The sequence below is a fragment of the Knoellia sp. Soil729 genome (assembly GCF_001427985.1).
Lineage (GTDB): Bacteria > Actinomycetota > Actinomycetes > Actinomycetales > Dermatophilaceae > Knoellia.
Genome location: NZ_LMSA01000003.1, coordinates 162,382 through 176,230 on the forward strand (window position 1 = coordinate 162,382; position 13,849 = coordinate 176,230).

Annotated in this window: 14 protein-coding genes; 8 read left to right on the forward strand and 6 right to left on the reverse strand. The window is 69.9% G+C overall.

The genetic code is table 11. The features are described from left to right. Nucleotides 1-2: 2 nt before the first annotated feature. The gene (gene tkt / locus ASG74_RS12490; RefSeq protein WP_056144742.1) at nucleotides 3-2,315 is read right to left on the reverse strand and encodes a transketolase; all 2,313 of its coding nucleotides are present in this window, start codon (nucleotides 2,313-2,315) and stop codon (nucleotides 3-5) included. A 157-nt stretch (nucleotides 2,316-2,472) separates the two neighbouring features. Between tkt and ASG74_RS12495 the strand changes: the two genes are divergently transcribed. Next, entirely contained in the window at nucleotides 2,473-3,417 is a 945-nt protein-coding gene (locus tag ASG74_RS12495; RefSeq protein WP_056143949.1) for a heme o synthase, read from the forward strand. Here the strand turns inward: ASG74_RS12495 and ASG74_RS12500 are convergent. The 5 genes from ASG74_RS12500 to ASG74_RS12520 form a co-directional block, all read right to left on the reverse strand. Continuing rightward, entirely contained in the window at nucleotides 3,354-4,679 is a 1,326-nt protein-coding gene (locus tag ASG74_RS12500; RefSeq protein ID WP_056143950.1) for an MFS transporter, read from the reverse strand. The genes ASG74_RS12495 and ASG74_RS12500 overlap by 64 nt on opposite strands. Further along, nucleotides 4,676-5,263, reverse strand: a complete 588-nt coding sequence (locus ASG74_RS12505; RefSeq protein ID WP_056143953.1) for an ArsR/SmtB family transcription factor — start codon at nucleotides 5,261-5,263, stop codon at nucleotides 4,676-4,678. The genes ASG74_RS12500 and ASG74_RS12505 overlap by 4 nt, the downstream gene beginning before the upstream one ends. Nucleotides 5,264-5,299: 36 nt before the next feature. Beyond that, entirely contained in the window at nucleotides 5,300-6,181 is an 882-nt protein-coding gene (locus ASG74_RS12510; protein ID WP_056144746.1) for a COX15/CtaA family protein, read from the reverse strand. Nucleotides 6,182-6,251: 70 nt separating this feature from the next. Beyond that, nucleotides 6,252-7,016 (reverse strand): ABC transporter permease, encoded by a 765-nt coding sequence (locus ASG74_RS12515; protein ID WP_056143962.1) that lies wholly within the window; start codon nucleotides 7,014-7,016, stop codon nucleotides 6,252-6,254. Continuing rightward, complete coding sequence (locus ASG74_RS12520; protein ID WP_056143965.1) at nucleotides 7,013-7,726, reverse strand: ABC transporter ATP-binding protein; 714 nt, start codon at nucleotides 7,724-7,726, stop codon at nucleotides 7,013-7,015. Before ASG74_RS12520 ends, ASG74_RS12515 begins: the two co-directional genes overlap by 4 nt. A gap of 34 nt (nucleotides 7,727-7,760) precedes the next feature. Between ASG74_RS12520 and ASG74_RS12525 the strand changes: the two genes are divergently transcribed. From ASG74_RS12525 to sufC, 7 genes are read left to right on the forward strand one after another with little or no spacing between them, the layout of a single operon-like run. Further along, a complete protein-coding gene (locus tag ASG74_RS12525; protein WP_056143968.1) occupies nucleotides 7,761-8,429 on the forward strand; it encodes a phosphatidylserine decarboxylase in 669 nt (222 codons plus the stop codon). After that, nucleotides 8,426-9,328: a CDP-diacylglycerol--serine O-phosphatidyltransferase gene (gene pssA, locus ASG74_RS12530; protein WP_235498939.1), complete on the forward strand. Its 903-nt coding sequence runs from the start codon at nucleotides 8,426-8,428 to the stop codon at nucleotides 9,326-9,328. Before ASG74_RS12525 ends, pssA begins: the two co-directional genes overlap by 4 nt. A 47-nt stretch (nucleotides 9,329-9,375) precedes the next feature. Further along, complete coding sequence (locus ASG74_RS12535; protein WP_200942607.1) at nucleotides 9,376-10,104, forward strand: helix-turn-helix transcriptional regulator; 729 nt, start codon at nucleotides 9,376-9,378, stop codon at nucleotides 10,102-10,104. Next, entirely contained in the window at nucleotides 10,101-11,519 is a 1,419-nt protein-coding gene (gene sufB / locus ASG74_RS12540; RefSeq protein WP_056143974.1) for a Fe-S cluster assembly protein SufB, read from the forward strand. The genes ASG74_RS12535 and sufB overlap by 4 nt, the downstream gene beginning before the upstream one ends. Next, nucleotides 11,520-12,704 (forward strand): Fe-S cluster assembly protein SufD, encoded by a 1,185-nt coding sequence (gene sufD / locus ASG74_RS12545; RefSeq protein WP_056143977.1) that lies wholly within the window; start codon nucleotides 11,520-11,522, stop codon nucleotides 12,702-12,704. Further along, nucleotides 12,701-13,063, forward strand: coding sequence for a non-heme iron oxygenase ferredoxin subunit (locus ASG74_RS12550; RefSeq protein WP_056143980.1), 363 nt, complete (start codon nucleotides 12,701-12,703; stop codon nucleotides 13,061-13,063). Before sufD ends, ASG74_RS12550 begins: the two co-directional genes overlap by 4 nt. After that, nucleotides 13,060-13,848, forward strand: coding sequence for a Fe-S cluster assembly ATPase SufC (gene sufC, locus ASG74_RS12555; protein WP_056143983.1), 789 nt, complete (start codon nucleotides 13,060-13,062; stop codon nucleotides 13,846-13,848). Before ASG74_RS12550 ends, sufC begins: the two co-directional genes overlap by 4 nt. Nucleotide 13,849: the final 1 nt, after the last annotated feature.

Here is a 13,849-nt window from a genome sequence, read left to right on the forward strand (position 1 = left end):
ACTCACTTCCCAGCCTTGGCCGCGCTCTTGCGGGCAGGCTTCTTGGTGGTGGGGACGTCGGTCCCGGTGTCGTTGCGGCTGCGGGGTGCGGTGACGGTGGCGGGGGCCACGCCGGTGCCCACGCGGGCCGCCTTGAGCGAGTCCTTGGCGGCCTTGACCACCGCTTCGGGGGTGAAGCCGAACTCGGTGAAGAGGGTCTTCGCGTCGGCCGAGGCACCGAAGTGCTCGATGCTGATGCAGCGGCCGGCGTCGCCGACGATCTCGCGCCAGCCCTGGGCCACTCCGGCCTCGACGCTGACGCGGGCCCGCACGTCGGGCGGCAGCACCTTGTCCTGGTAGGCCTTGGTCTGGGCGTTGAACCACTCCCGGCAGGGCATGGACACGACCCGGGTGCTCACGCCGGACTTCTCGAGGGCCAGTCGCGCGTCGAGCGCCACCGAGACCTCGGAACCGGTCGCCACGAGGATGACGTCGGGCCGGCCCTTGCCGTCGGCGCCGCCGTCGATGAGGACGTAGCCGCCCTTGGCCACGTTGCTCGCCTTGGCGTGCGTCGACCGGTCGACCGTCGGGAGCGCCTGCCGGCTGAGGGCCAGCGCCGCCGTGGAGCGGTTGTGGAGGATCGCGGACCAGGCGGCGGCCGTCTCGTTGGCGTCGGCCGGACGCACGACGTCGAGCCCTGGCATGGCACGCAGCGACGCGAGGTGCTCGATCGGCTGGTGCGTCGGACCGTCCTCGCCCAGACCGATGGAGTCGTGGGTCCAGACATAGGTCACGGGGAGCTGCTGGATGGCCGCCAGGCGCACCGCTGGACGCATGTAGTCGGAGAACACGAGGAAGGTGCCGCCGTAGGGAAGGGTCAGCCCCTCCAGGGCGATGCCGTTGAGGATCATGCCCATCGCGTTCTCGCGAATGCCGAAGTGCAGGGTGCGGCCGTATGGGCCACCCTTCCACGCGTCGGTCTGCTTCGACTTCGGGATGAACGAGGGCTCACCCTCCATCGTCGTGTTGTTGGACTCGGCGAGGTCTGCGGAGCCACCCCACAGCTCGGGCATGATCGGCGCGAGGGCGGTGAGGACCTTGCCGGAAGCGGCCCGGGTCGCGATGCCCTTCTCGTCCGCCGGGAACGTCGGCAGCGCTGCGTCGAGCCCCTCGGGGAGCTGGGTGGCCACGAGCCGGTCGAGGAGGGTGGCGGCGTCCTTGTTCTGGCGGCGCCAGACCGCGTAGGCCTTGTTCCACTCCTTGTGGGCGGCCTTGCCCCGGGCCTTGACCTTGCGCGCGTGGGCGAGGACGGCCCTGTCGACCTCGAAGGTCTTCTTGGGGTCGAAGCCCAGGAGCGTCTTGAGGTCGGCGACCTCTTCCTCACCGAGGGCGGAGCCGTGGGACTTGCCCGTGCCCTTCTTGGTCGGGCTGGGCCAGGCGATGACGGTGTGCAGCCGCACGAGCGTCGGCCTGGAGGACTTCTTGCTCTTCTCCAGAGCAACCAGGAGGGCGTCCACGTCCTCGACGTAGTTGCTGGTCCCGGCCGGGTCGTCGGTCTTGCGCCAGTCGACGTCCGCGACCTCCCAGCCGTAGGCCTCGTAGCGCTTGGCCACGTCCTCCGAGAAGGAGATGTCGGTGTCGTCCTCGATGGAGATCGAGTTGGCGTCGTAGATGACGGTGAGGTTGCCGAGCTCCTGGTGGCCGGCGAGGGAGCTGGCCTCGGAGGACACGCCCTCCATGAGGTCGCCGTCGGAGGCGATGACCCAGATGTGGTGGTCGAACGGGCTCTGGCCGGGCTTGGCGTCGGGGTCGAGCAGGCCACGCTGGCGCCGCTGGGCCATGGCCATGCCGACGGCGGAGGCCATGCCGGAGCCCAGCGGCCCGGTGGTGATCTCGACGCCCTTGGTGTGGTGCACCTCCGGGTGGCCCGGGGTGAGGGACCCCCAGGTGCGCAGCGCCTTGAGGTCCGAGAGCTCGAGGCCGTAGCCCGAGAGGTAGAGCTGGATGTACTGGGTCAGGCTGGTGTGGCCGCACGAGAGGACGAACCGGTCACGACCCAGCCACGTGGGGTCGGACGGGTCGTGCCTCATGACGTTCTGGAAGAGCAGGTAGGCCGCGGGGGCCAGGCTCATGGCCGTACCGGGGTGGCCGTTGCCGACCTTCTGCACCGCGTCGGCGGCGAGGACGCGCACCGTGTCGACGGCTCTCACGTCGAGGTCGTTCCACTTCGCGCGTCGCGCCGTGGGACGGGCCAGGGCGGTGGAACGAGCGGGGGTCGCGGTCGAGGTGCGGCGGCGGGTGGTGGCCCTGCCTGCCTTCGTCGGGGTGGTGGTCACGTGGAGCCTCTCTGACGTCGAGCGGAAGGTGATGCAGGTCAAGCCGTTGAACCCACCCTAGACCGCAGCCAACCGGTGGGAGGGACTCCGTCCCGCCCGGTTAGACTCGTGGTGACTTCACCGTCCCACCGCATCGTGATCTACCCCGAAGGACGCCGTGGCCACCGCCCCGATCAGCACCACCTCGACGGCTCTGCCGACGACCGGTTGGAAGCGATCGGTGGGCAACTATGTCGCTCTGACCAAGCCGCGCATCATCGAGCTGCTGCTCGTGACAACGGTTCCGGTGATGTTCCTCGCCGAGCGCGGCGTCCCGAACCTGTGGCTCGTCGTGGCCACCCTCATCGGGGGCACCCTCAGTGCGGGGGCGGCCAACACCTTCAACTGTGTCTACGACCGCGACATCGACGCGCTCATGGATCGCACACGCAGCCGCCCGATGGTGACCGGCGAGATCAGCCCACGGGCCGGTCTGCTCTTCGGTGCGGCCCTGACCATCGTGTCGACCGCGTGGTTCGTCGCGTTCGTCAACGTCGCGTCCGCCCTGCTGTCGCTCGGCGCCATTGCCCTGTATGCCGTGCTCTACACGATGGTTCTCAAGCGCCGCACTCCGCAGAACATCGTCTGGGGGGGTGTCGCGGGGTGCATGCCCACGCTCATCGGCTGGTCGGCGGTGACCGGCACGGTGCAGTGGCCGGCCGCCATCCTCTTCCTCGTCATCTTCTTCTGGACCCCGCCGCACTACTGGCCGTTGTCGATGGCGTTCAAGGACGACTACGCCAACGCCCACGTCCCGATGCTTCCGGTGGAGCGCGGTGCCAAGGCCGTCGCCCGCCAGATCGTCGCCTACAGCTGGGTCATGGTCGCCGTCTCGCTGGCCCTGGTGCCGGTCGCCGACATGGGGTGGATCTACCTCGTGGCCGCTGTCGTCAGCGGTGCCGTCTTCATCGGCGAGGCCCACCGGCTCCTGCACCTCGCCAGGACGGGTGCCGCCACCAAGGTGCTCAAGCCGATGCGCCTCTTCCACTTCTCGATCACCTACGTGACGCTGCTCTTCCTGGCGGTCGCGATCGACCCGCTGGTCCACTTCACCATCGGCTGAGCCGGCAGGTCGCGCCCGCGCGCATAGGGACCCACGAACACGGCCAACGAGCCGAGCGCGTGGACCACGGTCATGAGGATGATGGTCTCGCGCACCCCGATCCACGTCCCGAGCCCACCGGCGAGCAGGGCGGCCAGCGGCATCGTCCCGAAGTTGAGCACGGACGACGTCGCCATCGTGCGCCCCAGGAGCTCGGCCGGCGTGTAGCGGACCCGGAACGACGCCCGCACCACGTTCGCGCCCACGACGCCCAGGCCCACGAAGAACGAGCCGAGGACGACCAGGGCGGCCCCGGCGCCCGGCTGGGCGAGACCGATGAGCACCGCGGGTGGTCCGCCGAGGACCTGGAGCCATCGCAGCGCGCCGGCGGTGCCGAGCCATCGCGTGGTGCGCGTGGCCAGGGTGGCGCCGAGGAGGCCGCCGACCGAGCCGCCCGCCATGACGAAGCCGACGGTGCCCGGCGCCAGGCCGATGTACCGGACCATGAAGAGCACGAGCAGCGCGCCATAGCCGGTGAGCGCGAAGTTCCCGACGCTGCCGAGCAGGGTCATGAAGCGCAGGTAGGGGTCGCTCGCCACGATGGCCACGCCCTCGCGCACCTGGACCAGCAACGGCTGGCTCTCGGTTCGAGCCGGCGGCGGCCCGAGCTCCGCGGGCCGCATCCGAGCCAGGCAGACCCACGAGGCGAGATAGCTCACGACATCGATCGCGACGGCATACGCGCCAGAGAAGACGTGCACGAGAAGGCCACCCACGCCCGGTCCGCCGACCTGCATCGCCGACTCGGTGCCGTAGATGCGCGAGTTGGCGCGTTCCAGGTCGTCACCGGGGATGACGCGCGGGACGAATGCGGCGTATGCCGTGCGGAAGAAGACCGACGAGCAGCCCAGTGCCAGCGCGGTGGCGACGAGGTGGGGGAGGGTGAGCACATCCAGGACCCAGGCGACCGGAACGCTGGCGACCGCGGCCGCGGCGACGAGGTCGGCACGCATCATGACCCGGCGGGGGTCCGAGCGGTCGACCCACGCTCCGGCGACGAGGCCGAGGAGCAGCCAGGGAAGCCAGATGGCGCCCGTGAGCAGCCCCATCCAGAACGGTCCGGCGTGGAACTGGGTCACCGCCAGAAGCGGGAAGATCACGGTCGTCGTCATCGAGCCCAGGACGCTGATGCCCTCGCCGGCCCAGAGGAGCCGGAAATTGCGGTTGCGTCCCAGCGGAGGAGGTGCGGCCATGGCCTGCGCCGTCGACGCGGGCGCGGTCATGGCTGGGCGGGAAAGCCACGTGAGAAGACGAAGACCGACTCACGCTCCACCCCGTCATCCGGGACCTCACGCCGGCTCCACCGCATGAGGATCTCGATCAGCTCGTCCGCGACCTCGCGCAGCTCGGTGGGGGACAGGTGCATCCAGTTCTGCGTGGCGAAGGCTGCATCGTCCCACTCCGGGACCGTCGCAGCGTTGGCGTTCCACTCCTGGACCCGCTCGAACTGGCGCTGCACGGTGAGCGCCTCCGCGGCATACGCCGCTGTGACGGCGGCCGTGTCCGACGCGAAGTCGGCGCGAGACCACCGCGTGCCGGGGTCGACGAGGCGCCACCACCTCTCGCGACGGTCCCTGGCGAGCTCGGGCGCCTCCTGCACCAGGCCGGCCTCGCTCAGCACCTTGAGGTGGTGGCTCGCCGAGCCGACGGCCTGCCCGGTTCGGGCCGCCAGCCCGGAGGCGGTGGAGGGCCCGTCGACCGTGAGGGCATCCATCATGCGCGAGCGGAACGGGTTCGCCATGGCCGACAGGGCCTTGGCGTCGGTGATCGTGCGGACACCGTCCGAGGGCCGTTCTCTGGACGTCATGTCCGGAACGATAAACCCACAAGAACGCTTGTGCAACTACTCTTGTGCAATCCTCCTCAGTGCGACGACGCCGTTGGTGAGCACCACGACGAGCGCAGCAGCGCCGAGCATGTGCGTCAGCACGAGCACCTCGGGCAGGTCGGTGAGGTACTGCGTGTAGCCGATCACTCCCTGGGCGAGGGTCACGTAGAGGACGACCCGCCACGCCGAGCTCACCGACGCCGGCGCGGACGAGAGGCGGGTCGCGAGCCACACCGCGACCACGAGCCCGACGAAGAGCATCACCGCGTCGGCGTGAAGCCACGAGATCGTGCGGGGGTCGAAGCCGAACCGGGCCGGGGTGTCGGCATCCCCGGAGTGTGGGCCGGACCCGGTGACGACCGTGCCGAGGGTGAGCACGACCGCGCCCAGTCCGCAGGTCACGAAGGCCACCCGGCGGACCAGGTCGTGGACCAGCGGCGTGGGGCGCCCTTCTCGCTCGTTGCGTGCGAACCAGAGGTAGGACGCGGCCGCGACGAGGCAGGCGGAGACGAGGAAGTGGGCGGCCACCGTGGCGGGGTGCAGACCCAGGCGAACGGTCAGTCCGCCGAGGAGCGCTTGGACGAGGACGCCGACCAGAACCACGACGGCCGCGATCTTGAGGCGCCGCACGGGGGCCCACTTCCAGACCGCGGCGACGGCGAGAACGGCAAGGACTCCGAGGACACCGGTCAGGGTGCGGTTGCCGAACTCGATGATCTTGTGGAACCCCTCGGCCTGCTCCCGGACCGGGACGTAGGAGCCCGGCACGCACTGCGGCCAGGTGGGGCAACCGAGGCCGCTGCCGGTGAGGCGGACGAGGCCGCCCGAGACGATGATCCCGACCTGGGCCACGAGGTTCGCCAACAGGATGCGCGAGTAGTTCGCGGAGGACGGCATTCTCACCCCCGCAGGGTAGGTGACCAGCATGCGAGCCCACCCACTGGCTCCTGCCGCCTGGTGACTCTGCTCAGTCCGACCAGTGGAACCACCGGGCGGCGGCGCTGCCGGCCACTCCGGTCCACACGAGGAGCACGAGCCACTGGGCGAGGGGCCACTGTCCGTGGACCAGGGCAGCGCGCAGGCCATCGCCCAGGGCGCCCGAGGGGAGCAGGCCGGCAATGCTCGCCAGGGCTCCGGGAAGCCGGTCGGTCGGCAGGAGAATCCCCAGACCCAGCAGCAGCACCCAGGCCAGGTTGGCCAGCGCGAGGACGGCTTCGGCCCGCACCGTGCCCGCCAGCAGCATGGCGAGGGACAGGAAGGCGGCGGCCCCGAGCGCGACCGTCACCAGCGCGGGCACCAGACCCGAGGGCTCCGGGTGCCACCCGAAGCAGGCCGCGAGCAGGCCCAGCAGGAGGAGCTGCACGCCGACCACCAGCGCGACGGCGCCCAGCTTGCCGGCGATGAGGCCTTCGCGGCCCAGCGGGGTGGCGCCGAGGAAGCGCAGCACGCCGTGGCGGCGGTCGAAGCCCGTGGCGATCGCCTGACCGGTGAAGGCTGTCGACACCACGGCGAGGGCCAGGACGCCGGCGGTCGCGAGGTCGATGCGGCGTCCTGCGCCGAGCTCGGGGGAGTCGGAGAGCGTGAGCCCCACCAGTGCGAGCGCAGGGAGGACGATGGCCACGAGGAGCTGCTCGCCGTGCCGCAGGGTCGTCGCCGTCTCGAACCGGGCCTGGGCGAGCCACCGGCTCGTGCGCGACGCGGGAGCCGCCACTTCGCTCGGCGAGGTGCTCATCGCCGGACCCCCCGCGTGAGCGAGAAGTAGCGCTCCTCGAGGGAGCGGCCGTCGCACACCTCGGCGAGGGAGCCCTCGGCCACGACACGCCCCAGGTTCATGATGACGACGTGGTCGGCGAGGCGCTCGGCCTCCTCGAAGGAGTGTGTCGTCACGACGACCGCTGCGGACTGCGCCGTCTCACGCACGAGGTCCCACACCTCGAGTCGTGCGTGCGGGTCGAGTCCCGCGGTCGGCTCGTCGAGGAACGCGACCTCGGGGCGACCGACCAGCGCCGCTGCGAGTGCGACACGCTGCCGTTCTCCGCCGGACAGCCGACGGACCGAGCGGTCACCGACCCGCTCGAGGTCGAGTCGGGTCATCAGCGTGGTGACATCGGCGGGGAACCGGTGGAGGCGGGCGACGTGGCGCAGCAGGCGCCGCGCCGTCGTGGAGACGGGCAGTCCGCCGTCCTGGAGCATCACGCCGATGCGCGCCCGGTGCTCGGCCGGGGCGCGCCACGGGTCGACGCCGAGAACCCTGGCGGTGCCGGCCGTGGGCCGTTGCAGCCCCTCGAGGCACTCCATCGTCGTCGTCTTCCCGGCACCGTTGGGACCGAGGACTGCCGTCACTGCGCCAGACTGTGCGGACCACGAGGCGTCGTCGACGGCCCGCACGGCGCCGACATCACGGCGCAGACCGACGACCTCGACTGCAGACACGGCGCACATCCTAGGCTGGCCCCCACTCGACCCAAGGAGTCCCATGGTCACCATCGACCGCGAGGCTGCCCCGGCCACCGCCGTAGCAGCCGTCCCCGCCCTCGTGGCGGCCCTCGCCGGCAGGCGGGGAGCGGCCCTGACCCTCGCTGTGCTGCCGGCAGCCGTGGCGCTGTTCTTCCGCGACCCCGACCGCACCTCGGACCGCGACCCGCTCGACGCCGACACCGTCGTGTCACCTGCCGACGGCAAGGTCATGTATGCCGGCCCGGGCCAGGAGGGCGTCGCACCCGAGGGGGAGTGGCAGCAGGTGAGCATCTTCCTGTCGGCCTTTGACGTCCACATCAACCGCGCGCCCTACGGCGGCCGGCTGCGCGAGGTGACCTACCGGCCCGGCAGGTGGCTCGCGGCATACAAGCACGAGAGCGCGCACCTCAACGAGCGCACCGACCTCGTGATCGAGCGTGAGGTGCCCGGCGGCACCCGTGTCGTCCACTTCCGCCAGATCGTCGGGCTCATGGCGCGCCGCGTGGTCACGCGCGTCGCCGTGGGTGAGGAGCTCACCACCGGTCAGCGCATCGGCCTCATGAAGTTCGGCTCGCGCATGGACGTCTTCGTCCCGCCGGAGGCCGACCTCCTCGTCCGGTCGGGCCAGCGCGTGGTCGCCGGCGAGACCGTCATCGCACGATGGCCGTCCCAGAGCGACGCGACGTGAGCGAGGACGTGGGCCGTCGGCGACGCTTCGACCGCTGGCGGCTCATCTCGCCGACCGGCGCCGAGGTCGTGTCGCTGCGCCAGCTGAGCAAGCGCGAACGGCTGCGGGTCACCGCGCCGACGTTCTTCACCATCGTCAACATGATGAGCGGCCTGTCGTCCGTGCTGCTCGCGTTCCGCGGGGAGTTCACCTTCGCCGCGGTCCTCATCGCCGTCTCGATTCTCATGGACATCGCCGACGGCGGGGTGGCGCGACTCGTCGGGGCCACCTCGCCCTTCGGCCTGCAGATGGACTCGCTCGCCGACCTCATCGCCTTCGGCTTCGCGCCGGCGATCCTCGTGCACACGTGGGCCCTGCCGGACTACCCCATCCTGTCCTGGCTGGCAGCCTTCTTCTGGCTGGGCTGCGCGGCCTTCCGGCTGGCGCGCTTCAACGTCACCATCGACCCCACGGCCGACAAGCGGTACTTCGTCGGCCTGCCGAGCCCGGCGGCGGCCGCCGTCGTCATGGCGACGATCTTCGCCCTCAACCAGCCCGAGGCGGGCGGCTACGACACCTCGCTGGTCGTGCCGGTCATCGTGAGCTTCGTGCCCGCGGTGCTCATGGTCACCTCCATCCGGTTCCGGTCCTTCCGCAACCTGCTCTCGCCGCAAGGTCGCACGGGCTGGATCACCACCACACTGGCAGCGCTGGCGATCATCGCCGGCCTGGTGATCGAGCCCGGCCTCACCGGGTTGGTCATCGCCTACGGCTACATCCTCCAGGCCCCCCTCGGTGTCCTCACCGCGCCGGTGCGAGAGCGTCTCTTCGGCACCGACGCGGTGGCGCCCCGGCGCGAGCGGATGCCGTCGGTCTTCCTTCCCGACACGGACGAGGGCGACGACGGCGCCCAGAGCTGAGCGTTAAGGGTCACCTTTGTTTCCCAAGGGTTGCCTAATTACGTAACATGGGTGTTGTGAATATCCCGGCCAGCACCGTGGTGCCTCTGGTTCTCGAGTCGCGCACGCGCGACCGGATCCTGCAGGCCATCGGTGAGCTCGGCCCGGTGACCGCGACCGCGCTGGCTGACGAGCTGGGCCTGACCGTGCCCGCCGTGCGCCGCCACCTCGAGAACCTCACCGAGTCCGGGCTCATCGACGAGCGCGTCGTGGCCCTGGCCAGCCGTGGCCGTGGACGCCCGGCCCGGTCGTTCGTCCTCAGTGACGACGGCCACCAGGCGCTCGAGTCCGACTACGACCACCTCGCGACCGAGGCCCTGCGGTTCCTGGCCAGCGAGGCCGGTCCCGAAGCCGTCCGCCGCTTCGCCGAGTCCCGCATCGGGGTGCTCGAACAGCGGTATGCCGCGGAGCTCGCTGGGGCTGGCCCCGAGCCTGCCGCTCGGGTCGAGACCCTCGTGGCCGCGCTGACCCGCGACGGTTTCGCGGCGTCGGCACGCCCCATGGGTGAGCCCAGCGCAACGGGAGGCAGTGCACCGACCGGGCTCTCCGGCATACAGCTGTGTCAGGGTCACTGCCCCGTCCAGCACGCCGCACGGGAATTTCCTCAGTTCTGTGACGCTGAAACGGACGCGTTCTCGCGCCTCCTCGGCGTGCACGTCCAACGACTCGCAACACTCGCGCACGGAGATCACGTGTGCACCACGTTCGTCCCCACAACAGAAGGGTCCACGCGATGAGCACCATCGAGGAACTCAACCCAGGTCTGAAGGACCTCGGCCGCTACGACTTCGGATGGGCGGACAGCGACGCTGCCGGCACCAACGCCCGGCGCGGGCTCAACGAGGACGTCGTCCTCGACATCTCGCGGCGCAAGAGTGAGCCGCAGTGGATGGAGGACCTGCGCCTGAAGTCGCTGCGCCTGTTCGGCAAGAAGCCGATGCCGACCTGGGGGAGCGACCTCACCGGCATCGACTTCCAGAACATCAAGTACTTCGTGAAGTCCACCGAGAAGCAGGCCACCTCCTGGGAGGACCTGCCCGAGGACATCAAGAACACCTACGACCGCCTCGGCATCCCCGAGGCCGAGAAGCAGCGCCTCGTCGCCGGCGTCGCTGCCCAATACGAGTCCGAGGTCGTCTACCACCAGATCCGCGAGGACCTGGAGGAGAAGGGCGTCATCTTCGTCGACACCGACACGGGCCTGCGCGAGCACGAGGACCTCTTCCGCGAGTACTTCGCATCCGTCATCCCCGCCGGTGACAACAAGTTCGCCTCCCTCAACACCGCCGTGTGGTCCGGTGGCTCGTTCATCTACGTCCCCCCCGGCGTCCACGTCGACATCCCGCTCCAGGCCTACTTCCGGATCAACACCGAGAACATGGGCCAGTTCGAGCGGACGCTGATCATCGCCGACGAGGGATCCTCGGTGCACTACGTGGAGGGTTGCACAGCGCCGATCTACCAGTCCGACTCGCTGCACTCGGCGGTCGTCGAGATCATCGTCAAGAAGAACGCCCGCGTGCGCTACACGACGATCCAGAACTGGTCCAACAACGTCTACAACCTCGTCACCAAGCGCGCGACCTGCGCCGAGGGCGCAACGATGGAGTGGATCGACGGCAACATCGGCTCCAAGGTCACGATGAAGTACCCCGCCGTCTTCCTCATGGGCGAGCACGCCAGGGGCGAGACGCTCTCCGTCGCCTTCGCGGGCGAGGGCCAGCACCAGGACGCCGGCTCCAAGATGGTCCACGCGGCTCCCAACACCTCGTCGACCATCGTGTCGAAGTCGGTCGCCCGTGGCGGTGGCCGCACGTCCTACCGCGGTCTCGTGCAGATTCTGGAGGGCGCGCACGGCTCGAAGTCGAGCGTCGTCTGTGACGCCCTGCTCGTCGACACCATCAGCCGCTCCGACACCTACCCCTACGTCGACATCCGCGAGGACGACGTGACGATGGGCCACGAGGCCACGGTCTCCAAGGTGTCCGAGGACCAGATGTTCTACCTCATGTCCCGAGGCATGTCCGAGACCGAGGCCATGGCCATGATCGTGCGCGGCTTCGTCGAGCCGATCGCCAAGGAGCTGCCCATGGAGTACGCCCTCGAGCTGAACCGCCTCATCGAGCTTCAGATGGAAGGAGCCGTCGGTTAAATGAGCCTTCTGGCCCAGAAGAACACGACCGACGGACCCGTTCTCGTCGGTGCCCACACGGACTCCGCCGAGGCGTTCGTGCCCGACCAGTCGCGTGCCGAGCGCACGACCTCGTATGCCGTCGCGGACTTCCCCGTCCCGTCCGGTCGCGAGGAGGACTGGCGCTTCACCCCCGTCGACCGCCTTCGGGCGCTCTTCGCCGAGGCGGACGGGACCCCGCTGCGCCGCGACGAGTCGCTGCCCGACGGAGTGACCGTCTCATCGATCTCTCGCGAGGAGTGGCAGGGCAGCGGTGCGCCGAAGCCGGCCGACCGTGCTGCGGTCATCGCTGCCGCCCGAGCTGCGTCGATCTCCGTCCTGGACATCCCGGCCGAGACCGAGCTCACCGAGCCCGTGCGCCTCGTCCTCACGGGCGACGGCGTGCTGTCCCACGGCCACACCGTCATCCGGGTCGGCAACTTCGCCAAGGCGACGATCGTGCTGCGCCACGAGGGCGACGCCCAGTACTCCGAGCTGCTCTCGGTCGTCGTCGGTGACGGCGCGGACGTCACCGTCGTCACGGTCCAGGAGTGGGCCGACACCGCCCTGCACCTGGGCCAGCACGACGTCGTCGTCGGCCGCGACGCCACGGTGCGCCACATCGCGGTCACGCTCGGCGGCGGCATCGTGCGGCTCAACACCAACGCCTCGTATGCCGGACCCGGCGGTTCGTTCGAAGCGCTCGGCGTCTACTTCGCCGACGCCGGCCAGCACCAGGAGCACCGTCTCTTCGTCGACCACGAGGCGCCGCACTGCCGCTCCAACGTCGAGTACAAGGGCGCCCTCCAGGGCGACAGCGCCCACACGGTCTGGGTCGGAGACGTCCTCATCCGTGCGTCCGCGGAGGGCACCGACACCTACGAGCTCAACCGCAACCTCATCCTGACCGATGGCGCCCGCGCCGACTCGGTGCCCAACCTCGAGATCGAGACCGGCGAGATCGCCGGTGCCGGGCACGCCTCTGCGACAGGCCGTTTCGACGACCAGCAGCTCTTCTACCTGCAGGCTCGTGGCATCGACGAGGACACCGCGCGACGCCTGGTCGTCCGTGGGTTCTTTGCCGCCATCGTCGGACGCATCGGCGTGCCGGAGATCGAGGAGCACCTGATGGAGGCCATCGACCGAGAGCTGGAGGCGACGGCGTGAGTGAGACCGTCCCGTCCGCGACCACAGGGTCCTTCGTCCGGGTCTGCTCGCTCGACGAGCTCCCGACCGTGGGCGCCGCTGCGGCCGAGGTCGACGGCCGGATCATCTCGATCATCCGCACCGCGGACGGCGAGGTCCACGCCATCGACGACACCTGCACCCACGCCAACGTCTCGCTCTCCGAGGGCGAGATCGACGGCTGCACCCTCGAGTGCTGGCTCCACGGCTCACGCTTCGACATCCGCACCGGCGAGCCGTCCGGGCCCCCGGCGACCGTGCCGGTCGCCGTCCACCACGTCAAGATCGAGGGCGACGAGGTCTTCGTCGCCCTGAAGACCCAGGGAGATTCCACCTCATGAGCACCGCGAACCACACACTGGTCATCAAGGACCTCCACGTCACCGTGGACACCGACCAGGGCACCAAGGAGATCCTGCGTGGCGTCACGCTGACCATCAACTCCGGTGAGACGCACGCGATCATGGGCCCCAACGGCTCGGGCAAGTCGACGCTGGCGTACTCCATCGCCGGCCACCCCAAGTACACCGTCACCGGTGGCACCGTCACCCTCGACGGCGAGGACGTCCTCGCGATGAGTGTCGACGAGCGCGCCCGCGCCGGGCTCTTCCTTGCGATGCAGTACCCCGTCGAGGTCCCCGGCGTCACGGTGAGCAACTTCCTGCGCACCGCCAAGACCGCCATCGACGGCGAGGCGCCCAAGCTGCGCATGTGGGTCAAGGAGCTCAAGCAGTCGATGAGCGACCTCAAGATGGACCCGGCCGTGTCCGAGCGCGGGGTCAACGAGGGTTTCTCCGGTGGCGAGAAGAAGCGCCACGAGATCCTCCAGATGGAGCTGCTCAAGCCCAAGATGGCCATCCTCGACGAGACCGACTCCGGCCTCGACGTCGACGCCCTGCGCATCGTGTCCGAGGGCGTCAACCGCGCCAAGGAGACCACGGGCGCCGGTGTGCTGCTGATCACGCACTACACGCGGATCCTGCGCTACATCCAGCCCGACTTCGTCCACGTCTTCGTCGACGGCAGGATCGCCGAGCAGGGTGGCTCCGAGCTCGCCGACCGCCTCGAGGCCGAGGGCTACGACCGCTTCCAGACCGCCGCTCCTGCGTCCGTCACCTCCGCCTGAG